This window comes from Pseudanabaena sp. FACHB-2040 (assembly GCF_014696715.1).
Classification (GTDB): domain Bacteria; phylum Cyanobacteriota; class Cyanobacteriia; order Phormidesmidales; family Phormidesmidaceae; genus JACVSF01.
In genome coordinates, this window is the sequence record NZ_JACJQO010000004.1 from 30,591 (window position 1) to 55,283 (window position 24,693).

22 protein-coding genes and 1 pseudogene are annotated in these 24,693 nt (G+C 55.7%); 12 read left to right on the plus strand and 11 right to left on the minus strand.

The window, feature by feature from the left end:
• The first annotated feature begins 313 nt into the window (after positions 1-313).
• The 3 genes and pseudogenes from H6G13_RS03265 to H6G13_RS03275 all read left to right on the plus strand — a co-directional run bounded on the left by H6G13_RS03265 (position 314) and on the right by H6G13_RS03275 (position 2,808).
• Positions 314-1,267, plus strand: a complete 954-nt coding sequence (locus H6G13_RS03265) for a hypothetical protein (protein ID WP_190481748.1) — start codon at positions 314-316, stop codon at positions 1,265-1,267.
• A gap of 53 nt (positions 1,268-1,320) precedes the next feature.
• Positions 1,321-2,391 (plus strand): annotated as a pseudogene (gene nrdJ / locus H6G13_RS03270) (ribonucleoside-triphosphate reductase, adenosylcobalamin-dependent); the annotation flags it as partial.
• 201 nt (positions 2,392-2,592) lie between these two features.
• A complete protein-coding gene (locus H6G13_RS03275) occupies positions 2,593-2,808 on the plus strand; it encodes a hypothetical protein (protein ID WP_190481749.1) in 216 nt (71 codons plus the stop codon).
• Between the two features lie 15 nt (positions 2,809-2,823).
• Here H6G13_RS03275 and H6G13_RS03280 read toward each other — a convergent pair whose 3' ends face one another.
• On the minus strand, positions 2,824-3,543 hold the full coding sequence (locus H6G13_RS03280; RefSeq protein WP_190481750.1) for a tetratricopeptide repeat protein: 720 nt from the start codon (positions 3,541-3,543) through the stop codon (positions 2,824-2,826).
• Between the two features lie 483 nt (positions 3,544-4,026).
• On the opposite strand from H6G13_RS03280, the gene H6G13_RS03285 reads away from it, so the two are divergent.
• Entirely contained in the window at positions 4,027-4,491 is a 465-nt protein-coding gene (locus H6G13_RS03285; RefSeq protein ID WP_190481751.1) for a hypothetical protein, read from the plus strand.
• Positions 4,492-4,706: 215 nt separating this feature from the next.
• Here H6G13_RS03285 and H6G13_RS03290 read toward each other — a convergent pair whose 3' ends face one another.
• The 6 genes from H6G13_RS03290 to H6G13_RS03315 all read right to left on the minus strand — a co-directional run bounded on the left by H6G13_RS03290 (position 4,707) and on the right by H6G13_RS03315 (position 9,138).
• The gene (locus H6G13_RS03290; protein ID WP_190481752.1) at positions 4,707-4,844 is read right to left on the minus strand and encodes a photosystem II reaction center protein K; all 138 of its coding nucleotides are present in this window, start codon (positions 4,842-4,844) and stop codon (positions 4,707-4,709) included.
• A gap of 39 nt (positions 4,845-4,883) precedes the next feature.
• Entirely contained in the window at positions 4,884-6,032 is a 1,149-nt protein-coding gene (gene tgt / locus H6G13_RS03295) for a tRNA guanosine(34) transglycosylase Tgt (RefSeq protein WP_190481753.1), read from the minus strand.
• Between the two features lie 103 nt (positions 6,033-6,135).
• Complete coding sequence (locus H6G13_RS03300) at positions 6,136-6,693, minus strand: GNAT family N-acetyltransferase (protein WP_190481754.1); 558 nt, start codon at positions 6,691-6,693, stop codon at positions 6,136-6,138.
• A 55-nt stretch (positions 6,694-6,748) separates the two neighbouring features.
• Positions 6,749-7,210 carry a sulfur transferase domain-containing protein gene (locus tag H6G13_RS03305; RefSeq protein WP_190481755.1) on the minus strand — a complete coding sequence of 154 codons (462 nt, stop codon included), beginning with the start codon at positions 7,208-7,210 and terminating at the stop codon, positions 6,749-6,751.
• 5 nt (positions 7,211-7,215) lie between these two features.
• Entirely contained in the window at positions 7,216-8,382 is a 1,167-nt protein-coding gene (locus H6G13_RS03310) for a tetratricopeptide repeat protein (protein WP_190481756.1), read from the minus strand.
• A 126-nt stretch (positions 8,383-8,508) separates the two neighbouring features.
• Positions 8,509-9,138: a DUF938 domain-containing protein gene (locus tag H6G13_RS03315; protein WP_190481757.1), complete on the minus strand. Its 630-nt coding sequence runs from the start codon at positions 9,136-9,138 to the stop codon at positions 8,509-8,511.
• A 50-nt stretch (positions 9,139-9,188) separates the two neighbouring features.
• Here H6G13_RS03315 and H6G13_RS03320 point away from each other — a divergent pair, with 50 nt between their 5' ends.
• Positions 9,189-10,577 (plus strand): phospholipid carrier-dependent glycosyltransferase, encoded by a 1,389-nt coding sequence (locus tag H6G13_RS03320; protein WP_190481758.1) that lies wholly within the window; start codon positions 9,189-9,191, stop codon positions 10,575-10,577.
• 4 nt (positions 10,578-10,581) lie between these two features.
• Here H6G13_RS03320 and trmB read toward each other — a convergent pair whose 3' ends face one another.
• Together trmB and H6G13_RS03330 are read right to left on the minus strand one after the other, a co-directional pair.
• Positions 10,582-11,214 (minus strand): tRNA (guanosine(46)-N7)-methyltransferase TrmB, encoded by a 633-nt coding sequence (gene trmB, locus H6G13_RS03325; RefSeq protein ID WP_190481759.1) that lies wholly within the window; start codon positions 11,212-11,214, stop codon positions 10,582-10,584.
• Between the two features lie 11 nt (positions 11,215-11,225).
• The gene (locus H6G13_RS03330; protein ID WP_190481847.1) at positions 11,226-11,453 is read right to left on the minus strand and encodes a hypothetical protein; all 228 of its coding nucleotides are present in this window, start codon (positions 11,451-11,453) and stop codon (positions 11,226-11,228) included.
• Between H6G13_RS03330 and H6G13_RS03335 the strand changes: the two genes are divergently transcribed.
• Positions 11,412-12,518, plus strand: a complete 1,107-nt coding sequence (locus H6G13_RS03335; RefSeq protein ID WP_190481760.1) for a metallophosphoesterase — start codon at positions 11,412-11,414, stop codon at positions 12,516-12,518. The genes H6G13_RS03330 and H6G13_RS03335 overlap by 42 nt on opposite strands.
• Positions 12,519-12,728: 210 nt before the next feature.
• On the opposite strand, the gene H6G13_RS03340 is transcribed toward H6G13_RS03335, so the two are convergent.
• Together H6G13_RS03340 and H6G13_RS03345 are read right to left on the minus strand one after the other, a co-directional pair.
• Complete coding sequence (locus H6G13_RS03340) at positions 12,729-13,604, minus strand: DUF2267 domain-containing protein (protein ID WP_190481761.1); 876 nt, start codon at positions 13,602-13,604, stop codon at positions 12,729-12,731.
• 78 nt (positions 13,605-13,682) lie between these two features.
• Positions 13,683-13,973, minus strand: a complete 291-nt coding sequence (locus H6G13_RS03345; RefSeq protein WP_190481762.1) for a hypothetical protein — start codon at positions 13,971-13,973, stop codon at positions 13,683-13,685.
• A gap of 310 nt (positions 13,974-14,283) precedes the next feature.
• Between H6G13_RS03345 and dapB the strand changes: the two genes are divergently transcribed.
• The 6 genes from dapB (at position 14,284) to H6G13_RS03375 (ending at position 24,552) form a co-directional block, all read left to right on the plus strand.
• A complete protein-coding gene (gene dapB, locus H6G13_RS03350) occupies positions 14,284-15,108 on the plus strand; it encodes a 4-hydroxy-tetrahydrodipicolinate reductase (RefSeq protein WP_190481763.1) in 825 nt (274 codons plus the stop codon).
• A 198-nt stretch (positions 15,109-15,306) separates the two neighbouring features.
• On the plus strand, positions 15,307-19,080 hold the full coding sequence (locus tag H6G13_RS03355; RefSeq protein WP_190481764.1) for a CAAX protease: 3,774 nt from the start codon (positions 15,307-15,309) through the stop codon (positions 19,078-19,080).
• Between the two features lie 2 nt (positions 19,081-19,082).
• Positions 19,083-20,357: a methylglyoxal synthase gene (gene mgsA, locus H6G13_RS03360; RefSeq protein WP_190481765.1), complete on the plus strand. Its 1,275-nt coding sequence runs from the start codon at positions 19,083-19,085 to the stop codon at positions 20,355-20,357.
• A gap of 193 nt (positions 20,358-20,550) precedes the next feature.
• Complete coding sequence (locus tag H6G13_RS03365) at positions 20,551-21,318, plus strand: methyltransferase domain-containing protein (protein ID WP_190481766.1); 768 nt, start codon at positions 20,551-20,553, stop codon at positions 21,316-21,318.
• A gap of 54 nt (positions 21,319-21,372) precedes the next feature.
• A complete protein-coding gene (locus H6G13_RS03370; RefSeq protein ID WP_190481767.1) occupies positions 21,373-23,034 on the plus strand; it encodes a glycosyltransferase family 39 protein in 1,662 nt (553 codons plus the stop codon).
• 126 nt (positions 23,035-23,160) lie between these two features.
• Positions 23,161-24,552 carry an MBL fold metallo-hydrolase gene (locus tag H6G13_RS03375; RefSeq protein WP_190481768.1) on the plus strand — a complete coding sequence of 464 codons (1,392 nt, stop codon included), beginning with the start codon at positions 23,161-23,163 and terminating at the stop codon, positions 24,550-24,552.
• Positions 24,553-24,693 lie beyond the last annotated feature (141 nt).

Genomic DNA, 24,693 nt, shown 5'->3' on the forward strand with positions numbered 1-24,693 from the left:
GAGCAAAACAATTCTTCTGGCTCCTAAGTTTAGGATTTAAGCGAGATTGAATGGGAGATGGTTAATGGCAATTAGCATGGAAAGCATTGAACTAGAACTAGATAGGAGGATGTCCCGCTACGGACTCAATCCGTGTGGTGAGTGATTTTGCCTCACGTAAAAAACTCGGCAAAAACGGGGAAGGCTGAGACGCTAATCCCGTGGTAACTAGGAGAAGTAATATTCCCTAGCACCGTACAGAGTAGAGGATGAAACTTTAACTTGAAATGAGCCAATAGGTTCAAATATTTTAGTTAAAGAATATAACTCCTCCATGAGTGCCGAGCTATTAATGAATGGAAGAACCTACTGCGGCCATTACAAGGGGCATTATCTCAAGTCTACTTTGGAGTATATTTACGCTCGTTACCTCGATCATGTAGGAATCACCTGGGAATATGAAGTTCAAACTTTTGTGCTATCTACCGGCGGTTCTTACAAGCCCGACTTCCGTTTGAGCAATGGCTCTTATGTTGAGATAAAGGGTGGCTTTAACTACGACACTGATTTGCCTCGCATTAGAACCTTTGAAGCAGACTATGGAACCAGCGTAAAGATTATTCAAGAGAAGGAACTGAGAAAGCTAATTCGTTCGACGCCATTCGTGTTTGAGCACCTCAAGCAGGAATGGAAGCAGACAGCCAACGGTCTTGGAATGGACACGTCAGGAGAAAACAATCCCCGATATGGGGTTGCTCAATCGGAGATAACCCGTTCCAAAATTGCCGAAAAGGCTAAAGCACGGCTGCAAGATCCTGAATATCGAAAGCGATGGGAGGAGGCTAGGAGCAGAAGTGAAAAGGTGCAGCAACAGACCGAACGTCTGAAGCAATACAACCTCCAACGCTACAGGCAGGTCTTTGTGATCTGTCAATACTGTGGCCAAGAGTTTGAGGCTCTCTATCGCAAGAGTAACCCGCCTCAATATTGTTCTCGAAAGTGTTCTGTCAGCTTTGTTCGCGGAAAAACTTCTCCCAAATCCTCTGAAGGTATTCAAGAATTGGCTCTAGCATTTGCTAGAGCAAACTCTGAAGATATTATTTCCTGTAAGCTAAACGCCATTAAACCTGTCCTCAAACCTTTTTATGAGGAGGTTTACAGGCAATACGGTATTCAAGACGAACGAACGCTCAGCAAAGCCCTCTTAGGTGTCCAAGCTAGTCGCAAAGAGATACTCTATTACTTCCGCTCACTGGTAGAAAATGTACTCGGAACTACAGGGAATTGAACCTGTAGAGCTAGAGGATAAAGAGCCTCTAGGGTAACAAAAAAAAATAACTGGAAATTCTTGGCTCCGACTTTCACTGTAATTTAGCTGAGGTTCATCTCAACCAAATTGATCCTTCTAATGAGCAAGAGCAGGAGGACGCTTTCACAGCTGGTGCTCTCTCGGTTGCAGGATTGCTGAACCACCAGTTCAACGAACCACGCTATCAGCAATCTCGGCTGGAAGACCCAATTGTTGGGGTGTCTTTCACTGGACTGTTCGACTTCTTTGTCCATGCCTTTGGAGTAGATTGGCTGAACTGGTGGGAAACGGGTCGGCCCGACACCATGCAGGGGCTTCAGTTCAAGCAGAAGGAGCGGGAGTATCTGACCCGCTGGCGCGAGACTGTGCATCGGGTGGTGTGGGACTATTGCGATCGCAACGGCCTCAAGCGCCCCAACCGCTGCACCACCGTTCAGCCTGCGGGTACTAAGTCGCTGCTCAGTGGGGCTAGCCCTGGCTGGCACCCGCCCAAGGCTCAGCGCTTTATCCGCCGCATTACCTTCCGCAAGAATGATCCGGTGGCGCTGGCCTGCATTGACTATGGCTATGCGGTAGTGCCCTCACAATCTGACAAAGACGAAACCGGCAACCTGCTGAGCGATCCCTTTGATCCGCGCTGCACCGAGTGGCTGGTGGAGTTGCCTGTAGAGGTGTCTTGGGCCAACCTGCCGGGAGCCGATGCGATCGCAATCGAAAAGTTCTCGGCCCTAGCCCAGTTCGACTTCTATATGCAGGTGCAGAAGCACTACACTACCCACAACACCTCAGCCACCATCGAGCTGCGGGAGCCGGAGATCGAAGCGCTGAGCCAGCGTATCTACGATGCCATCCAAAACGATGAGGGCTATATCTCGGCGGCACTGCTGGCTCGGTTTGACGACCTGCAAACCTTCCCGCGTCTGCCCTTTGAGCCAATCGATAAGGCAACCTATGCGGCCCTAGTTGCCCAAGTGGAACAGCGGCGGCGCACCGCAGAATTCCATACGGCCTTGGCTCGTTATGATGCTGGGGAACTGATGGAGGCAGGCCCAGCAGGCTGTGACTCAGACAAGTGTATGCTGCCCGAGAAAAAACCAGAATAAAGCCTCAAAGGTAAGGTGCGTTGCACTTAGCCGCAATGCACCTTACTGCTAAAAAGGCTGTTTTGATGCCGGGATCGGTGCGCCACGCGTTGCGATGGCGCACCCTACTCAATCGGCAGGACCTACCTGCAACCAACGCAAAACGTCACTTTCATTTCGCGCTAGGATTGTCAACAAAGGCTTGGGTTGAGGAGGTACACTATGTTTCTAGATGAATTGACTCCGGTAGTGCAAGAGATCATTGGCCATCCGGCTGCCTTTTTTGGCGGCTTTGTTTCTGGTGTGCTGCGGCTAAACCTGGCTGATGATCCAGTCAAAACCTGGCTGGAGCAGCAGGGCGGTGTGTCGGCAACGACGACTCCCCAAAATACCCATCACCAGAATGGCGGCGGGCCTCAGACTATTTCAATTGAGTAACGTTTGAGGGACAGCTTAGCTGAGGGGCAGCAGGTCGCTCAGCCAACCCTGTACCCGCTCCTGCAGCCGCGCCGTTGCCGCTGACTCGGTGCGGCTCAGGAGTGACAGGGCACGATTGTAGTCTGCGATCGCACAGTTCCAGTCTCCCAGCAGATGATAGGTGCGGCCTCGCTCCACATAAATGTGCTCAGCGAGCTGCTGAAACAGCATGGCTTCTTCAAAGGTTTCCAGAGCACTGTTGTACTGCTCTAGATCTCTTAGAGTAATTCCCAGGTTAATGCGAGCTCGCACGTTGAATGGGTTCAGGTCGATGGCGCGCTCATAGTCGGCAATCGCCTTGGACCAACGCTCTAAGGCAGCGTAGCAGTTGCCCCGGTTGTTGTAGGCTTGGGCCATGTTGGGGTCTAGACTGATAGCGCGATCGCAGTCTGCCAAGCCCATCTCTGCCCGACCACTCCACAGGTAAACCATCCCTCGGTTGCTGTAGTGAGTTGCGGAGGGACTGCGGGCGATTAAGTAATTGAGAATTACTAACGCCCGAGCAAACCGGCGGTGCTGAGCAGCAGATAGAGCAGCCTGGCTGAGAGTTTCGTCCGAAAAGGCATGACATCCCCATGAGGGAATCAGCCGAGGCTCTAGGACATCAGGTTGGCTTGTACGACCCCCTGCGCTTCGACTAGGTGAGCTAGAAACTTCTAATTTTGATGCTTGAGGGGGTTTCCCATAGACATCCATGATGGCTCCTTACTCTGAGGTCCGCTGTATCCGTTAGTTTGCCAGCTAACCTTCGTGTGAGGAAGGTTAGTGTGTGTCAGTTATTTAGTTGTCTAGGTCCGGGTATTCACCCGTAAAGATATCCTGCCATTGAACCTTCATGAGCTAAACCGGGAAAGGACTGAGTTTAGAGCTCCCTCTACTGGGGGATGCCGGCTAAAAGGGCAGACTCTGCGTGTTTCTGCGGGGATTAATGTTGAACTAAGTAAAGCAAACAGCAAACTTCACCTTGAATAGAGATATTTCTTTATTCTTTGTGACAGATTTCAGCAGTGGTTCTAGCGAGACAAGATAAGACGCTACAATTCGACTTGGGTATCAGTTTTATCGATGTTTGAATCTAATTAACTGACCCCTACAAACAAAAAACATCAGGCAAAAGGTAGAACGCCCTCTGGGCTGAACCGCCCCTGATCAACTCCCTGCATAGCCTGAATAGATTTTATGAGCCCGGCAACTGTCATTTCCAACGCCCCTGACCTATCCACCGACGACTACACCGTTATCGGAATGTCTACTTGTTTTCTTCGAGAAGAGGGAGAGGTCAAAGAAGTTACGGTAGCAGAACCCGTGCCTTCAGCCTATTTAGAAGCCGTGTTTAAGGGCGTGCCCACTTCCTACAAGAGCCTACATGGCGTTACCCTAGGGGAGATTTTGCCCGACGGCAAGCCAACTTTGCTCAAAGACGCGCCTACCGATGCCCAACTTTGCACCGACTTCACAAGCCGAGTGATTGCTGCGACTCGCACCTACAAGTCGCGCCCTGTTGCGAAGGAACTGCTGCCCCTAGGGACAACTCGCACCGACCTGAATTATTCAACTGCTAAGAAACGGGTACTCAATGCTGAGCACAAGGTGTCTGCAGAAGACAACGTGAAGCAGCACGAACATACCCATAAGGTTTTGTAATGGTTTCTCCGTAAGGTTACTTGAGGGTTCTTCTACTTAGCTAGAAGAACCCTCTTTCTATTTCTTTTCATAAAGGTCTACGTGAGAGAAACAGCCGAGAAGAGACGAGGGGGATGCTGTAGTTAGCATCCCCCTCGCTTTAATGGGGTTTTGATTTAGTTTTGCTAATTGAATCGAGCATTCACGCAATGCCGAAACAAAACTTGACAAAAGCCTTATCTGAATCCGACAGATGCCTGCCAAACAAAGGCAAGCAGCAGGAAGAACAGAGGAATGATCGGCAGCACGTCTACCAGGGGATCAAAAATAGCGTAGGCCTCGGGCAGCTTTGCCAGCAGCAGGGCAGCGTCCATAGAAATCTCCATCTCTCAAACACAGGCTTAAGAATTGCATTACATCGTAACATGCTCGGGAGGCACCTCTGACGTAAGCGGTGCAGGCTTTAGCCATTCTGCAAACTCGGTGGTGAAGCGGTCAGCCAAGATCGCCTCTCGAATGCGTTGGGTAAAGCGGATCAGCTCTGTAATGTTGTGAATCGACAGCAGGGTGTAGGCCAAAATTTCCTTGGCATGGAGCAGGTGGCAGAGGTAGGCCCGGCTAAAGTGCTGACAGGTGTAGCAGGGGCAGGTGTCGTCTAAGGGGGTATGGTCGCGCCGGAACCGAGCATTTTTAAGATTCCAGCGGTCGCCCTGCACTAGGGCACTGCCATGCCGAGCTAGGCGTGTGGGAATAACGCAGTCAAATAGATCTACGCCCGCCGCAATAGACTGGGCCATTTCTCGGTAGGTGCCCACCCCCATCAGGTAGCGGGGCTTGTGCTCTGGCAGGCAGGGCGTAGTAGCCGCCACGATTCGAGCAATCAGTTCGGGGGGTTCGCCAACGCTGACGCCGCCAATTGCGTATCCGGGCAGATCCAGCTCTGCTAGGGCTGTAGCCGCCTCTTGCCGCAAATCGGGGTAGACACCGCCCTGCACGATACCAAACAGGGCCTGGTCGGGCCGCTGGTGGGCTTCAATGCAGCGCTTTAGCCAGCGGTAGGTGCGCTCAGTGGAGGCAATGATGGCATCGCGCTCTGCCGGGTAGGGCGGGCACTCGTCAAAGGCCATGATTACATCTGCGCCCAGGTGGTTTTGGATCTCGATGGATTTTTCGGGGGAGAGGTGGATCATGCTGCCATCGCGGGGGGACTTGAAGGTGACGCCCGCCTCGGTGATGGTGCGAATCTGGCTCAGGCTAAATACCTGGAAGCCACCAGAGTCGGTCAGCATGGGGCCATGCCAGCCCATGAAGCGATGTACGCCGCCTGCCTCAGCAATGAGATCTTCACCCGGCTGCAGGTGCAGGTGATAGGTATTGGCCAGCACCATTTCGGCCCCGGTGCCCTGGAGCTGGTCGGGGGTGACAGTTTTGACATTAGCCAGTGTGCCCACTGGCATAAACCGAGGCGTGTGGACAGGGCCGTGGGGAGTCTGAAACACGCCAGCTCTGGCCTGTGTGTGGCTACACCGGGCCTTGCAATCGAACGAAAACGCCTGCGCCAATCTTCAACTACCTGTGCGATCGCATCTGCAAAGCACCGCCACCTCAGCGGCCGATGCTCCGTTCTCCACAATACGACATTTTTAATGGGGTGTAGGGACGCGGCTAGTTCTTCGGGCTGTGGGCAATGGTCGTGCTGGGTAGAACTGTTGCCCCCTCGCCTAACGCCCGCTGCATCAGCACAACGTCAAGCCACCGCCCGGCCTTAAACCCCACTCCCTTTAACACCCCAACATAGTGAAACCCCAGCGCTTGATGTAGGGCGATAGAGGGCTGGTTGCAGCTATCGCCAATGACAGCAACCATCTGCCGAAAGCCCAGCTCAGCTGATTCTTCTAGCAAGGTCGTCAGCAGCAGTTTGCCCAACCCGCAGCCTTGAAAGCCCGGCTTCACGTAGACCGAATCTTCCACTGCGTAGCAGTAGCCAGCGCGGCTGCGGTAGGGGCCTACGTAGGCATAGCCTGCGATCTCGCTGTCCCGCTCAACCACGACGTAAGGATAGCGCCGTTGGGCAAATACCAGGGCCTTCATGCGCTGGGCCATTTCGGCTTCGCTAGGCGCTTCCCACTCAAAGGAGGCCAGCCCATGGCGAACATGGTGAGCATAGATAGCTGTAATGGCTGAAATATCCTGCAGTGTAGCCGGACGGACGACATCACCCATACCCTCAAACTCTCTTAAAAACCCCTAGGGAAACCTGATTGTAGGGCCAGGTATTTTAAGAATCTGTAAGGGATGTGGCTTGCTCAATGAACTGCTGCCAAATCGAGTTGGGCTGCCAAATTCGGTGCAGGTCTTGACGGGCCTGGGCTTCGTCTAGCTCTAGCCGCAGGCAGCGGTAGAGATAGACAAAGACCGAAACCCGCATGTTAGCAGCACAGTGGACAAACACCTTTTTGTCCTGGTTGGCCTCCATGACCGCAAAGAAGCGATGCAGGTCGGCCAAGGTGGGCTCTTCCCAAATAACGGGAATGGGTACGTACTGCATTCCCAGCGACTCGACCAGCGCGGGCTCCTGGGGCAGAGCATTGTCAGAGGTGAGCAGAGCCAGGTTCACAACGACCTGATAGCCTGCCTGACGAATTGCCTCAAACTGCTCTGCTGTGGGTTGGCCAGCGGTGGCGATCGCATCTGAAATCGGCAAAAAGTGGTAGATCGACGCGAGGGGCTCAGTAGACACGGCGGCTAATTTCCTTCGCCCCAAAAGGACAGGAGCGCGCGGGCGCGTTCGGCTCCTTCTGAGTTGTCCTGCTGCTGGTAGAGGGAGACTGACGTTCTCACATTGGAGATAGCCTGGGCCTGTAGCCCCTGCCCCCAGAGCGCTAGCCCTAGGTTGTAGTGGGCCCCGGGATCATTGGGCACGGCTTCTATGAGACGACGGTAGGACAAGACGGCCTGAATATAGTTTCGCCGTTCTAGCAGGAGTTTGCCTAGCAGCGCGTGGGCTGGCACCAGGTCGGACTGTAGCCGCACTGCCCGTAGCAGGTAGTCAAAGGCGTCATCTTCATTGCCCTGCTGGTAGAGCAGCTCGCCGACTCGGTACTGGACTTCGGCATTTTCGGGCATTAAAGAACTGGCCTGGCGCAGGTTTGCTAAAGAGGCTGTCGGGTTGTTTTGAGCCCGGTAGATGTTGGCCAGCCCCAGATAAACGTTGCCGCGCTTGGGGTCAATCCGCTGGGCCTGCTGGTAGTTGCGTAGGGCTTCGGTATAGTTTTCCTGGTCTAGGTAGAGGGTGCCGATGGCCTCGTAAACTCTGGCGTTGCCAGGGGCTACTCGAGCCAGTTCCTGGTAAGTCGTGAGGGCTGCCTCGTAGTCGCTCCGCAGGACTTGAATGCCGCCGATGCCGAGGTAGGCATTGGCCTCTCGCGGAGCCACAGCCAAAATAGCGCGGTAGGCTTCGATAGCCTCGTCAAAGCGTTCGGCGCTATAGAGGCTGTGGGCCATGCCGTAGCGAAAGGGCAGGTTGTTGGGCTCTAGTGCGATCGCAGCTCGGTAGGCATCAACAGCGGCAGTGTAGTTCCGCTGCTGAATTTGCAGGTAGCCAATACCGGAAAACAGGCGGGCATTGCTGCGGTCGATTTGGGTGGCCTGCTGGTATAGCGAAATCGCCCCTGCGTAGTCTTTGGCGTTGACCTTATCCTCGGCCTGCCGTAGGAGTTCATCAACCTGATCTTGCTGGGCGCTGCTGAGGGTGGACTGAGCTAAGAGCGAACCTTCCCAAGGCAGGTCTAGCTGAGTATCTGTCAGGGCTGGCAGGGTGGCTGAGGTCAACCGGGCACTCGCGGGCTGGGATAGGCTAGCCAAAAGGCCCAGAGCAGCTAGGGCAGAAACAACGGAAAGCTGAGTTCTCACAGGGAATTCTCCTACGGCAGGAAACAGCGGCAGATGAACAGCTTCAGTCGGCCAATGTTACGTTTTGTGTGATTCAACCCCTGATTGTACCAACATACATCGCCCTCTTGAGGGTATCGGGACTGCTTAGATCCGCTCAAATACGACAGAGAGATTATTAGCAGGCATGGCGATCACCTCTTTAAGGATGAGCTGTTGGTCTATGGCAGCGGCAGCAACATCCTCCAGGTGACGCAGGCCCCAATCAGGATTTTGCGATCGCAGTCGTTGGTCAAACGCCTCGTTGCTGGGAGCGGTGGGTTGGCCCTGCCGCCGGAAGGGGCCGTAGAGATACAGTACCCCGCCCGGTGACAGAATTCGACCGGCCCCGGCCATCAGGCCCAGGCAGCTTTGCCAAGCCGAAATATGAATCATGTTGACGTTGACGATGGCGGTAATGTCGGGCACGAGCGGCTGAACGCTATCGGGCCAGGTTGGATCGGCGGCATCTAGATTGAGGGGGGGCAGCAGGTTGTCGGCGGGGCAATGGGCGATCCATGCCTGAATGCTCTCGCGAGCAAAGGGGCTAGGATCGCTGGGCAGCCAACGGCGGGGCTGCAAGCGGGGAGCGCAGTAAACGGCGTGTTGGCCGCTGCCGCTAGCGATTTCCAGCACGCATCCAGTAGGCGGCAGCACTCGCTTCAAAACCGTTAGGATGGGTTCTCGATTGCGCTCTGCCGCCGGAGCATATTGCCGCAGATCCGGGTCGTCCTTCATGATGGCCTTGATTTTTGTCCTCTCGGTATTGTCTCGCGTCTGGGATCGCCGTGCCGCTGCGCTTACCTCAAGTTGCCTCCACCAACTTTCTTAAAGCAGGACTGATTGCCCTGTTCCTAGTGGGCTTGGGGCTGCGGCTGTGGGGTCTGGGCCGGTTCAATACCCTTGCTTTTGACGAGACTTACTATGTCCGCTTTGCCGTGGACTACCTGCAGCAGCGGCCCTTTTTTGATGCCCACCCACCGTTAGGCAAGTACCTGATCGCCCTCGGCATTGCCCTGGTCAACCCGCTAGCTGGGTATCTAGATTTAACTGGTAACACGTTGACTGGCGTTTGGCTTAGCCCCTGGAGCTACCGCTGGATGACCGCCCTGGCTGGAGCCTGCCTGCCGCCGTTAGCCGCAGCCCTGGCCTACTTACTGGCGTCTGGCTACCCGCAGCGGCATCGCCTGATCTTTGGCGCTTTGGCGGGGGGGCTGATGCTGATGGAGGGGCTGTCGCTGGTGGAGTCTCGCTTTGGGCTGATCAACCTGTTTTGGGTGGGGCTGGGGCTAGGGGGGCAGGTTTGCCTGCTGGCAGCGGGGTCAATGAATCGTCCAGGGTATGCGTACACGGCAGCGGGCGTGGCTTTTGGGGGTGCGATCGCAGTCAAGTGGAACGGCGCGGGCTTCCTCCTGGGCCTGTATCTGCTGTGGGGTTTGGGCCGCTGGTGGGCTAGCCGTTTTGAGAAATTCTCTGGTCAAAACCCGGTGCCTTTGGCCCTGCGGCGGCTTCGCCTGTCGCAGCTGCTGGTCTACTGCTGTGGGGTGCCCCTATTCACCTACGGGCTGATCTGGCTGCCCCACCTGCACCTGACCGGCACCTCACTGATCGAAATCCATCGCCTGCTTTGGCAGGCCCATCAGTCTATGGGGGACGCCGTTCACCCCTACTGTTCTGCTTGGTATACCTGGCCTTTGCTGCTGCGTCCGGTGGCCTATTTCTACCGCACTGTGCCGCTTGGCTCCGCTGAACCTGCCGTTTACTCAGTGCAAGGTCTGGGAAATCCGGTGCTCTGGTGGCTTTCGACAGCGGCTATGGTGGCGCTGGCGGGGCAAGTCTTTAGCCAAGGGCGGCGGGGCCTGCGCCCGGGGATGGGGCCAGATCCGATAGCGGTATTTTTGCTGGTCAACTATGGGGCTAACTGGCTGCCCTGGGCAATGGTGCAGCGGTGCACTTTTCTCTATCACTACCTGGGGTCGCTGGTCTTTAGTGGAGTTGCGATCGCATACCTACTAGCGGGCTGGCTGACTCACCCCCGCCCAGATTTTCGCCGCTTGGCCTGGGGGCTGCTGCTGCTGATTGGGGCGGCTTTTATCTTCTGGCTGCCGGTTTACCTGGGGCTGCCGCTGTCGCCTGAGGCGCTGCGCTGGCGCTGGTGGCTCAGGCTCTGGATTTAACGCACTAAATACGGGTGAAGATGGCTCGGTAGACGGGCTGGCCTTTTTCCAAGGTGACCCTCTCCCGATCAGTTTGGGCGGGGAACGGGCTGGTGGGCAGCCAGTCACTAGCGGTGCGGTCAAAGGCAGTGTGTTCAGAGAAGCGCTCTACCATGTCTTCGGCGACCTCTTGCACGTCTGACTGCAGCACGACCTGACCGTGAGCAGGGAGGGAGGTTGCGATCGCATTCACCAGTTCAGGCTGCACCACGCGCCGCTTTTGGTGACGCTTCTTGAACCAGGGATCGGGAAATTGAATGCTGACGCGCTGCAGCGAGGGCATTGGGAAACTCTCGATCAGCCCCTGAAGCGATGTATTGACGTTGCAAAAGAGAAAGTGCAGGTTAGTCAGCCCCGCCTCGTCTCGCCGCCTCAGCGCCTGATCGACCAGCGGTTCGCGAATCTCCAGGCCCAAAAAGTTCCAGTCTGGCTGCAGCGCCGCCATCTGCGTCACAAAGATTCCCTTGCCGCAGCCGATATCGATGTGGAGAGGCTGCTCAGGACGGGCAAATACCTTTGCCCAGTCCGGCGGCGTGGTCTTCTGCTGGTACTTGTCGCTGAGGGGATTGACGTGTTGACGAACGCGGACAACGGCCAAGGGGATCTCCTTTAGTCAGGGGTGCTTTTGGAACGCTCGGTGCGGCGATGGGGTGGTTTGGGATGGCAGGCGGGTGTGTGGCTTTTTAAGGTGTGCCCACTATCTAGAGCCGTTTCAGCAGGGTGGGTGTCGAAGGCGGTGGCAAGAGAGTAGGCTGGTAAGGACTTCTTAGCCCCTTTAAACCTGCGGTTTGTCTCATGGGATTGCGCTTTCGCTTCGCTGTTATCAGTGATCCGCATATTGCTTTGCCCGAAACCATTTGGGATTCGCCCAATCGGTTTCACCTGGTGGAGGTGAGCCTTCCGGCGCTAGAGCAAATTTTGGATCATTTGGTGACGCTGGATCTAGACTTTTTGCTGCTGCCGGGGGACTTGACCCAGCACGGCGAACGAACCAATCACCAGTGGCTGGCCCAGCGGCTGCAAAAATTGCCTTTTCCAGTCTACGTGGTGCCGGGCAATCATGATGTCATTGCGCGAGACGGTGCAGATCCGGCCATTGGCTTTGAAGAATTTCCCGAGATTTACCAGGCCTTTGGTTACCGTGACGGCAAGACGCCTTACTACCACACAGAAATTTTGCCCGGTCTGCAGCTTATTGGGCTTAACTCCAACAGCTTCGATGTAGCGGGAAACCTGCTGCCGATGGGCTATTTAGATGAGGCTCAGCTGACCTGGCTAGATGAGGTGCTGCCCACACTGCAGAGCGATTTGGTGTTGGTGATGCTGCACCATAACGTGCTAGAGCACCTGCCAGGACAGTCTCAAAGTCCCTTAGGGCAGCGCTATATGCTGCAAAACGCGGCGGCGCTAATCCAACGACTAGAAAAGGCGGGAGTACAGCTGCTCTTTACCGGGCATTTGCACGTTCAGGATGTGGCCCGCCAAGGCAGTTTGTGCGAAGTTCTGACGGGTTCGCTGGTGAGCTACCCTCACCCTTTTCGGGTGTTGGCGGTAGAACAGGACGATGATGGCAAGCTCAAAATAGAGATTCAGTCTCAACATTTAGCATCGGTGCCGGGGTGGCCCGATCTGCAGGGATTTTCGCGCGAGTGGATGTGCGATCGCGCTACCCCTTTCATGGTGAAATTTCTTACTAGCCCGCCCGTAAACTTATCTATGGCAGAAGCGGAAGCCATTGCCCCCGGTCTCAGGCACTTCTGGGCCACCATCGCCGCTGGCGATGCACAGTTTGACTTTTCTCACCTGCCGCTTCCTACTCAGCGCCTGCTGCAAGCTTTTAATGCAACCGACGCTGAGGGTAAGCCTCAGCAAATTGATAATAGTGCCGTATTGGTGCTGTAGGGGATGGGAGAAGACGCGGAGAGGTGGGGAAGGGGTGGGGAAGGGGTGGGGAAGGTGGGGAAGGGGTGGGCGATAGGGCCGAGGTATTAGTTGGAGTATTCGGTGTTTAGATGTAGAGCGCCAAAATCTCCCCCATCCCCCCTACCTTCCTCACCTCCTCAACCTCCTCCACGCCTCCTCAACCTCCTCCACGCCTCCCCCTCTCCTACCCTAAGCGTTCTCCCACAGCTCCCGAACAGTGCCCTGCGGCATCCACTCGGCTAACTCCTGGATGCGCTCCTGGGAAAGCTCATCCTTAGTGGCTGAAAAGACTGCCGTGACAACTTTTTTCGCATTGGAGGTAGGAGGCACGCTGGCTTCAGTGTCTACCCGCTTTAGGAACAGGTCAGAGCCGATGCCTGTCCAGCCTGGGCCTCGCAGCGGCGGACGAATCCGGCTAAGGAAGCTGACGATGGGGTTGGTGTCGTGCCAGAGGTCGGCTACTTCCATCCTCAGTGCTTTTTCATCGGTGTCTAGCGCTTCAGTGTGAAGCTCTGACTCTACTCGGTCAGCCTCTTCGGTGGTCATCACGTCGCGCATGACTCGGAAGACGACCTCAGCGATATCACGTGCATCGTAGGGGTCGGGGATGCTGCCTTTGACCATGACTTTCTCTAGGAAAGGCATGTGCTCGTCGGGCAGCGGCACTTGAGGACCCTGCTTGAGGTCCTGGGGTGGGTTGGCCTCCATTTCCTGCAGCATGCGCTCACCCTTTTCGGTCAGCTCTGCTTTTTGAAAAGTAATCAGGTGGGGCAGCGGCCCATCAGATGCGCCAAAAGTATTGGCAATGCGGAGATCAAACTCCTTGGGATTGGCCGTATCGGGTACATCTTCCTGGTTGCCGTAAGCGTTGCCGCTAAATTCGGCGTTGATGTACTGCTTTTGGTTCAGGTAGTCCAGATGCCCCAGTAGATCGACTGGAGTTAGGTTAATACCTGCAAAGTCTGTCTGAGTGAAATTGACTGGATCAGGGCCGGGAGCGCGATCGCAATCATGAACCTTTTTCAAAATGATATAAACCACATCATCCCGAATCGGAATTGGCATAGTTTACTCCTATAGATGAACTGAAAAAATTAGCTAAGAAAAGATGTCAACGGGATGAAAAGACGCCTTTATTTCTGGTTATTCCTCGACATACATCGGCGGTTCAACCGCGAAGTTGTCAATCTTGCCAGACTCGTCAATTACAAAGCCGTGGCTGGTCGGCAGCGTGCCTTCTTCCTGCTTTTCGTATTCCTCAAGCTGATGCTCATTCAGCCCAACGTCCACATTGGAAGGAATCTCTGCTTCGGGGTCGTTGACCATAGGATTTTGCGCCATTTGCACGGCCCACTGGCTCCCTGAAGCGCCTTTCCCAGGCTCAGCCTCATTGGGATCTCCTGGCTGATCCTGGCGGCCTTGATCGTTATCCATAATGCTTTCCTCTTTATCGACGGCAAACCGACCAACAACCTCATCGGCTGTGCCGGATTGCTAGCAAGGTACCGTCATTTCTGTTAGCTCGAGTACTATCTCGGGTAACAGTCTTGTGCTTAAAAACTTATCTCTTAAGTTAGGGAGCCCCTATAGTTTGCGGGTTTGGAAAAAGACAAAAGAGAGAAAAGAGGCAGAAGCTTCCCCATCTCCTTCACCTTCCCTATCCTCCCCGCTCCCCGTGGCTCCCCTGCTCCCTCGTCCCCATCATCCGTTAAATTGCATAAGGGACACTTCGCGGAAAACCATCATGACAACGCAAACGCAAATTCCAGTGGTCGTTAATGGAGCCTGTGGCAAGATGGGGCGCGAGGTTGTCAAAGCCGTCTCTAAGGCCGAGGACCTGATCTTGGTGGGGGCGGTTGACAAGAATCCGACGGTGCAGGGAGAAGACATTGGCGAAGTGATTGGCTGCGGCCCGCTGGAGGTGCCGGTGCTGAGCGATCTGGAAGCGACGCTAGTGATGGCCCAAAGCCAGGGGCTAGCGGTCATGGTGGACTTTACTCACCCCGATACGGTGTATGAAGCGGTGCGCTCTGCGATCGCATATGGCGTGCGTCCTGTTGTCGGCACTACGGGCCTGAGCAACCAGCAAATTCGGGAACTGGCCGAGTTTGCCGACAAAGCCAGCACAGGCTGTTTGATCATTCCTAACTTTTCAATTGGTGTGGTGCTGATGCAGCAGGCGGCCCTACAGGCAGCCCAATATTTCGACCACGTAGAAATTATCGAGCTGCACCACAACCAAAAAGCCGATGCTCCTAGCGGTACCGCTGTGCAGACAGCGCAAATGCTCACAGAACTGGGCAAGCCCTACAACGTTTCTCAGGTCAATGAAACCGAGTCAATGCCGGGAGCGCGGGGCAGTGTCACCGAAGACGGCATCCGCATCCACAGCGTGCGGCTGCCGGGGCTGATCGCGCATCAGGAGGTCATTTTTGGCGCATCGGGGCAGATCTATACCTTGCGCCATGATACGAGCGATCGCGCTTCCTTCATGCCGGGGGTGCTGCTCTGCATTCGTCGGGTCATGCCTCTGAAATCCTTAATCTACGGGATGGACAAGATTCTGTGATGCGCGTTGGGTTGAGGTTACGCCTGTAGGGGCGCGTTTCGCAAAGCGACGGGGAACGCGGAGCAGACTAGCGCGTCTAAGGGATTTGCGATCGCATCTCTATGCCTGAGCATGGCCGCAGCAGGCGACCCGTACATTTAGATAGATGGTTCACGCCTAAATAATTGCCAGAATGAACCCAGTCCATCGACTGACAGCATGAACGAGGCAGCATTTCAAACCCTTTGGGGCGTTTTGGGCGGCATCTTAACCCTTAATCCAGATGCGTTTAGCGCCCTTCGGAGCCTTCCAGACGTCAATGTTGACACCGCCAGCCTAACCATCGTGCTGCTTGCAGGGCTATCCCAGGAGCTGGCCCAGGCGATTATTCTGTTTGTCAATCGGGTTCAGCCGCTGCGCTTTGTCGTTAGCCTGCTGCTGGGAGCGGTTCTATTTGTCTTTGGCTACATCTTTTGGGGGCTGAGTGTTTGGGCCGTGGGGCTGGTGTTTCTTTCGCCAGCAATTCCGCTGCAGACAGTGGCCGATGTTCTGGCCTTTAGCTACTTGCCCCTGGTGTTTAGCTTTTTTGGGGCCATGCCCTACCTGGGAGTGCCGATTTTGCGACTGCTGGCGGTATGGAACCTGCTGGCAATGGTCGTTGGGTTTTCGGTGCTGGCCGATTTGTCGGCGCGGGTCGCTTTTGGCCACGTGCTGGGGGGATGGGTAGTGCTGATCACGCTGCAGCAGACGGTAGGCCAGCCCGTGGCCAACCTGGGGAAGTGGCTCTTTAACAAAGCCGCTGGAGTGAAGATCGTGCGCGATCAAGAAGCGGTCAAAGAGCTGATCTATGGGGCTTTCCCCGAGCTGGAGCAGGCACCTCAGGCAGGTGCCTTGACGCAGGGGGCGGGAGCAGGCAGCGATTTATCTCTGGAACTGGGGCAGGGGGCCAATGCGCTTGAAGGCCCGGTAATGCGAGAGTCAAAGGCCAGCGCGGGACCATCGTACCCCCCGGCTCTAGATCCAGCCGTCTACGGCCCAGAGACTCATCCCCCAACCGATCTCGCCCCCCGTCCTAAACATCGCCGGGTAGATCGCAGACTGGTTCAGCGGCTGCTGCAGCTGTTGGGGCTGGCCTTGCTGGCGCTGTTGATTGTGGTGTCTCTAGACCCGCTACGCAACGTTTTAGACAACTGGTACAGCCAGTCAGATCCGCTGCTGGCTTTTGTCTTTGACCTGTTTTGGATCAGTCTGGTAGCCCTGGCATTTGGAGCCTTGCTGGCCCCAATTGAGGCGCTGGGCTGGTGGGCAGGGTGGTACGGCGACGACATCCAAACCACTGAACCCAGCGACGTCAGCCTTCCCGATGAGCCCGACTCTGCCTGCAACCGCTACATCGTGTATCTAGACGGTATCGGCCAGACAGATCAAGACTATCAGCCTGCTGTAGCTCACTTTCTAGAAGAGTTAGAAAACAGCCTACCGCAGGATATGCAGCTGATTAAAGGGCTGATGTCTTACTCAGTGCTCAACCGGGCCTTGACCCAAGATCGGCCTCTGGCCTTTTTCTGGCGGCTAGCCGATCAGTTCAAGGATTGGCGGCTTGGAGGCTGGCTGCTGTCTCTTCTGATCAACGTGCGGAACGTCCTGGTCGTGAGCGTTTCGGCAGACCTGCGCTATGGCCCTATTTTTAACCGGGGGATTGCCCAGCAAATCTACACTACGCTGCTGGAGGAGGGCTACCCAGTGCAGGGCGGCATCCCCATTACGTTGATTGGCTACAGCGGCGGCGGGCAGATTGCAATGGGCGTGCTGCCGTTTCTCAAGCGAGCTTTGAGAATTCCGATTGAAGTGGTCTCTTTGGGGGGCGTGATTAGCGGCAACGTTAGGGCCTTAGAGGTGGAGCAACTCTATCACCTGGTGGGCAAAAAGGATGTTGTGGAGCGGCTAGGGCCGATTTTCTTTCCCCGCCGCTGGCCGATTTCTAAGCTCTCCTACTGGAACCGGGCCAAGGAAAAGGGCCGCATCAGCTTTATCAGCCTAGGGCCGGTGGGCCATCAGATTCCAGGCGGCATCATGGACCCCGATGCTTACCTAGACGATGGCCGCAGCAACCTGCAGCAAACCCTGGATCTCACCCTGGATATTCTCAATGGCGACATGCGAAAACTGCTGGAGGCTCGCCGCCTGAATTTGGAAGACCCAGGCACCTACTACTTTTACCAGGCCGCTGCCTTTAACCAAATCTCTAACTACCCGCTACACCAAACTGTTGACTCAACCCTCTACCGTCCGATTGGGGAGTGGGTAGGCCGACTGATCTTGCCTGCACGGGAAAAGCGACGCAAGTTAGGTGGGGTGCTGTTTGAGATTCATCAAGCCCCGCTCGACTTTGCCCACTATGTTGGTCAAGTTGTGCCGCTGCGCTGGGCCCACAGTCCGGGGGTGAAGGATCGGCTGCGGCGAGTGATACGAGACATCCATTTCAGTGCCGAGACGGAGTATTCCTACCGTCAGGGGTTGATCCACCCGATTCGTCTGAACCATTGGCGCATGGTCGATCCGCTGGAATCGCTGGCTGGAGCCCGTCCGCTCAATGACATGGTGGTTAAGCTGTCTGGCTCGGTGCAGGTGTGGGAGCAGCGGCTTGGGGAAAACGAGCCGACTGAGATGGGTGCGATCGCACTTCACATCAGCCAAGACCCCGTTCAGGTCAGTGGTCGCTTCTACGCTCTGGTGAAGTTTGTGGGGCCGGTCAACAACTCTCTGGAAGATTATCGGGTTGTTCACTACAGCCGCAAGACCCAAGACTTTACTGGGCCGGAAGACGTGGTTTGCCTGCCGGAGGTCGTGCCCGACCTCAACGACACCCGAGCTGCCGTCAATCAGGAGATTGAGCACTCCCCCGCCAATCCGCAGGGCTGGTATATCTATGGGGCCAAAGACACCAGCGGCCGATTTGTCGTGCAGTCGTTGCTGCCCCGCTCCCTGCTGCGGCTCCAGCCAGACCAGTTCATTACCGATGCTAGAGATGGGTACCACTTTATTCGGCAAGATGCGTGGCACGATTTAGTCAAGCAAAAAGGGACCACTCGCTCGGTGCTGATCAGCCCTCATCACACTACCCCAGAGGCTGCTCTGGCTGACTGGCGGGAAGGTGACCAGGCGCTGCTAGTTCACGTCTATGGCGGCATTGGCGGTAACAAGAGAGAGCCCGCTGCCAAAGGCCCGGTCTACTTCGGCCACTTTGCCTACGGCATGGCTACGGTGGTGCGAGAGCCTTTGGCCGACGAGCTGATATTTGACATTGTCTACCGCCAGGTCTACACCCACAACGCCTTCGGTATTGTGGCGGGCAGGCTGCACTGGTCGCGCTATATGGGCGATCGTCAGTGGGGCTTTTTGGGCACCCGCCCCGTCTCCGATATATTGATCAAGCTGCCCGCCTACACCCAACCCTTTGATTTCGATGGCCACAGGCGCTGTGCCCTAACCGGGCTGATCAACCAGCTCGATGTTATGACTGCGCGCTACCGCACAGGCGACGGCACGGGCGGCACCTTCATCGGCCCGGCCAACAACTGCGCCCAAGACTCCAACCAGGCGCTCTATGCCAGCGTCAAGCGGCTAGAGGAGGCAATTAACCGAGACCAGGCTTATTTCCGACAGTGGGCCGATGAGCACCCAGAGCAGGCCCAGCGCTTTGCTCAACTGCTCAAGCTGCGCCGATCTATTCAGCGGCAGCTGCTGCCTTTTGGCAGTGCTCGGGCCGACTGGGAGACAAGCGATCGCACCTTGGGCAGCAACATCGAGGACTTTCCTCTCAAATCCTTGGGCCGAGGACTGGTGAGCTGGCGCACTATGCTGCCCCGTAAAGCCAGCGACACCGTGACTAAAGTCTTTCTCGACCACGGGGCCACTCTTTGGGTGCTACGCACAAATCAAGTTGGCGGCTATGATCCCGATATTGAGCCCATTTCCCCCCTTACCCTGTAGCCATGCCCATTGATATTGCCCTGCTCGCTCATAACGGCAAAAAAGACGACATGGTGGCCCTAGTAGATCACTATCGGGCCATTCTTTCGCGCTATCGGTTGGTGGCTACTCAAACCACAGGCCAGCGCATCATCGAGGGTACCGGCATGGACGTTACCTGCCTAGCTCCCGGAGCCTTGGGCGGCGATGCTCAAATTGCTGCCCGCATTGTCGAAGGCCAAATTGGGGCAGTCATTTTTCTAATCGACCCACTTTACGCCCAGTCTCACGAACCCTACGTCCAGACCATCCTGCGAGTCTGCGAACTGCACAATGTACCCTTAGCAACGAACCTAGCCACCGCTTCGGCAGTGATCACCCAGTTTGGCAAATTCCGGGTGGGTCACCTGATCTATAACCCCGTTTCTGGGCAGGGCAACCCCGACAGCGACTTAGCCCTGATTCGCCGCCTGTTAGAACCTCAAGTGCAGCTCAACGTAGTCTGCACCAAGGCCGGGGTTGACCCAGCAGCTCAGGCCAAAGCAGCCCTAGAAGTCGGCACAGATCTCGTTATTGCCTCTGGGGGCGATGGCACCGTCTCTGCCGTGGCTGGAGCCGTGATGGGCACTGACATTCCTCTGGGCGTAATCGCCAGAGGTACTGCCAATGCCTTTGCCACGGCCCTGGGTATTCCCACTGATATCCAGGGAGCCTGCGAGACAATTTTGGCGGGCACTACTCTTGAGGTAGATGGAGCGCGCTGCAATGACCAGCCTATGATTTTGCTGACTGGCATTGGGTTTGAGGCCGGGTTTGTAGAGCGGGCTAACCGAGATTTGAAAAATCGGCTGGGGCCGCTGGCCTACCTGCTGGCTGGGGTGCAGCAGTTTAACGAAACTGAGATCTTTCAGGCCACTATTCAGATCGATGGCAAAGAAACCGAGGTGCAGCCAGGAGCCATCACCATTGCCAATGCGGCCCCGCCCACCTCAGTTTTGGCTCAGGGATTTGGCCACGTTGTGTTTGATGACGGTTTGCTAGATGTCACTATCGCTACTAGCCAGACTCGGCTTCAGAGCTTCAACGCGCTGACCAGCCTGTTTGCCTCTGCCCTAGTCAACTCGCCCACTAACCGAGAAGACATCATCTGCCTGAGAACGGCCAAAATCAAAGTCACCACCGATCCACCCCAAAAAGTAGCCGTGGATGGAGAAATTGTTGGAACTACCCCGATCGAGGTGGAGTGTCTGCCCAAAGCGTTAACCGTGTTTGCGCCCCTGTCTGCAATGACGTCTTAAGTTCTCGGCATCTATCTAGCTGTGACTGGCCCTACCCTCTGCCCTAAAGGGGCGCTAATAGTGCACTATAGGGGCGGATAGCGATTGCCACAAAGCCTGCGGCAACCGCCTCAGCAGCCTACTCAGACTGTAGGTTGAGCCGTTCAGCCCAGTCCTGAGCTTGCTGAGCCGCTGTGTATGGGGAGATTGGTTTTTGGAGCAGCTTTCACGCTATGGCGACGAAATTCAACAAAATCTGGATACCTGGCGCAAAAAACCGGCGCTCCAACAGGTCTATAGGGGGTTTCACCAGCAGATTGCCCGGCGGCTGGCCCAGCTACCCAGTGGTTACAATGTTGAGCTGGGGTCGGGTATTGGCAATATTCAGGCGGTTATTCCTGACTGCATTCGCACCGATCTCTTTCCCAATCCGTGGATTGATCAGGTCGAAAATGCCTATCAGCTCTCCTTTGCCGATGACGCTGTGGCTAACCTGATTCTATTTGATGTCTTTCACCACCTCAGGTACCCCGGTTCGGCCCTGCAGGAGTTTTACCGAGTGCTGGCCGATTCGGGTCGCCTCCTCCTGTTTGAACCCTGTCTCAGCTTGCTGGGTCTGTTTGTCTATGGGCCTCTGCATTCTGGACCGCTGGGCCTCAGTCAGGCTATCACTTGGTTTGCCGGGGCTGGCTGGTTTCCCGCCGATATTGACTACTACGCTGCCCAGGGCAATGCCTCCCGCATTTTTTTGCGAAACCCATCGCCGCAGCTGCTGTCAGGCTGGTCGGTGGTGGAAGTGAAGCGGCTATCGGCCATTTCCTATATGGCGACAGGCGGCTATTCCAAGCCTCAACTTTATCCGCTCTTTGCTTTGCCGCTGATGCGGGCCATTGATGCTGTGTGTGATTGGCTGCCCTGGCTGTTTGCTACCCGGCTGCTGGTGGTTCTGGAGAAAAAGCCAGCTGCAAAACCTGGCAGTTGAACGGTGCATTGGGCCTGCTTTTTAGTTTTCTAGCGTGTGAAGGGAGCCTGACGATTGCTGATTTTTGATTGGCTGCTGCGCTATCGAATTGGGGCCTTTCTGGTGCTGTGGGCTGGGGTTTTGCTGCTGCTGCACAGTTCCCAGCAGAGCTATTTGGCCCACGATGAGGGCTACTATGCCCAGCAGGCCCGCTGGATTTTAGAGAACAATGACTGGCTGACGGTGGGTTGGTGGGGCGATATATACTACGATCGCACCTTAGCCGTTCAGTGGTTAATTGCGCTTAGCTTTAAGCTGTTTGGCTTTAGTGAGTGGGCAGCTCGTTTGCCCAGTATGCTGGCCTGTTTGGGGGCGGTGCTGCTGACTTGGCGCATTGGCCTGCACTTTTCGCGCAAGCAGATTGGCGGCTGGGGGGCCGCAATTTTGGTGGTCATTCCGGTGTGGATGCAGGCCAGCTACCTGGCGGTGCAGGACATTGTTTTGGTCTGCATTGAGCTGGTAGGCATTTGGGCTTTGCTTGAGGCGGAGCAGCGCCGGTTCTCGGGGCGCTTTGGGCTGGGGCTGCTGGCAGGCATCACGGTGGGTCTGGGCTTTTTGGTCAAGACATTTATGATTGTGCTGCCGGTGGTGGCGCTGCTGCCTTATCTGGTGCTGGAGCAGCCGCGCCATCGCCATCTAAGCAATCGGGGGCTTTATCTGGGGCTGCTGCTGGGTTTTCTGCCTACCGGTGTGTGGCTGGGTCTGAGCATCAATCGCTATGGCCTGCTGCCGGTGGAGCAGCTGTTTGGCAAGCTGCTGGCCCTGTCTGAAAATGTCTATCAAATCTACACCACACCTCTGTTTTATTTCTGGAATATTCCGGCTAACAGCTTTCCTTGGGCCTTTTTTGCGATCGCAGGTTTTCTTCTCACTTGGCGCACTCCTGGCCTTAGCCGTAAGTCGCTTTGGCTGGGCTACCCGCTGCTGCTATTCATCCTGCTGACGGTGTTTAGAACGCGCACCTGGTATTACCCGCTGCAGATCCATCCCTTTATGGCCCTGCTAGCGGCCTTTGCTCTAAATAGCCTGACCCAACGCTACCTCTCAGATCGCCCCTACCGGCGACGGCTGGCAACGCTGCTGAGCTGGCTGGTGGGCATTGTGGCGATTCTGCTGCTGTCGGCTGGGCTGACGGCGCTGCTGGCCCCGCTGCCAGAGCTAGTGCCGCTGCGAACCTACGGCTGGATTGGTCTAGCAGCCGGACTGGGCTGGCTGGTGCCCTTTGGGGTAATGCTGCGCGATCGCAGCCAGCCCTGGATCAGTTCGCAGGGCGAGCTGTGGCGGTTAGGCTGGCTGCTGGGGCCGTGGCTAGCCATTGCCGCGCTCTTTCTCACCGGGCTTTGGGGCAACTATGCGCCCGATATCAAAACTGCTGTCGAGTCGCCGCCGCTGCAGCCCGTTTTGGCCCAGCAAACGGTTCACTTCGTTCGCCCCGACGCCAACGCTGAATGGGTGCTGCTAACCGCCTATACGCCTAACCTGGGGGAAAATCTAGACGACCTCAGCGCCCTTACGCCGGGAGACTATGCCTGGGTGCAGATTGATCAAGCACCGCCCGAACCCGCGCAGTACCTTGTCATCGGCCAAATCAGAGACTGGCAGCTGGTTCAAGCTCAAGACTCAGTTGACCCGGTGCCTGCTCCCAGCCAGCCGCCAGTGAACGAAGCGCCAAGTTGAATAAACAACTTCTTTCTTCAACCCTGCTTCTAAACCCGTCCTTGGCAGGTTGTGCCGTCGACGAGCTTCAGAGAGGCTTTTACCAGCACTGCGTGAAGTGTCGCAGCCTGATTGTGAGGTAAGCCAATGGCACTGGTTTTAGAACAGATCAACGTTGAAGGACTGGCTCAACTGTCGTACATCGTGGGAGATGATAAAGCTGGGGTAGCCGCCATCATCGATCCGCGCCGAGATGTTGATGTATACCTACAGCGAGCCAGAGAGCTAGGCGTAAAACTAATAGCCAGTGTAGAGACGCACATCCACGCTGATTTTGTCTCGGGTGCCCATGAACTCAAAGCCCGCATGGGCGTTCCTATCTACGGCGGCAAAACGGAAGACTATCAGTTTGATCTGCACCCGCTTGAAGAGGGGGATACGCTCAAGCTTGGCAGCGTTACCCTCTGCGCTCTGCATACGCCAGGGCATACGCCCGAACATATTTCTCTGCTGATCTACGACTCAAAACAGGGCCAAGAGCCGTTTGCGCTGTTTACCGGCGACACGCTGTTTAACCTAGATGTCGGTCGGCCTGACTTGCTAGGGGGCGGCACTGAGCACCGGCTGGCGGCACAGCTTTATCACACGCTGTTTGACAAGATAGTGCCCTTGGGCGATCGCATCGAGATCTACCCCTGTCATGGAGCCGGGTCTTCCTGCGGCAAATCTATTGGCGATCGCAGACAAAGCACAATTGGCAACGAGCGAATTTTCAATCCTGCTTTGCAAGAACGCTCTGAAGCTGAGTTTGTGGAATGGCTGATGAGCGACATGCCAGAACCGCCTCGGCACTACGCCCGGCTCAAACAGGTAAATGCGAAAGGTGCCCCAATCTTGGGCTGCCCTCCTACCCTGCCGCCGCTGATGCCCAGCGAATTTCAGCAGAAGATGCAGGATGGCAACACTGTAGTTATTGATGCTCGCTCGATTTTGGCCTTTGGTGGAGGCCACATTCCGGGTGCCCTCAATATTGCTTTGCGTCCAGAGTTTCCCAGCTGGGTTGGTTGGATGATCGACCCAGCGCAGTCGCTCTTAATCGTGGTAGAAAGCAAACGGGATGTGAAGCTGATTACAGAGCAGCTTTTCCGCATTGGCTACGACAACCTAGCCGGCTATCTGCACGATGGCATGACCAGCTGGCAGAACGCTGGGCGGCCCCTAGAGCAGTTGGGCGAGTGGACCGCACAAGACTTAAACCAGCACAAAGACGACCCAACGGTAACAGTGTTAGATGTTCGAGGTGACGATGAGTATGAAAAGGGATTTGTCCCAGGAGCCAAGCATATTTTTGTGGCCCATTTAGAAGAACACCTTGATCAACTCGATCGCAACCAAACAATTGCGGCCTACTGCGGCAGCGGCTATCGCGCCTCTATTGCAGCCAGCCTCCTGAAAAAGCATGGCTTTGAGCAGGTAGTTAATGTGCCTGGCTCCTGGATTGCCTGGAAAAATGCGGACTTGCCAATTGAAAAGCCATAAGCCCAAAATTGGGTAGGTTAACTTTGTTTTAATCTCTCACCTGAGAGGCTGACTTATTCTCAAGGTATTGAAGCCTGTAGAAATCATTTTTCTCAGGTCATTTCTGTGCCTTGAAAACTTCTGTCTCTAGCTCCATTACCT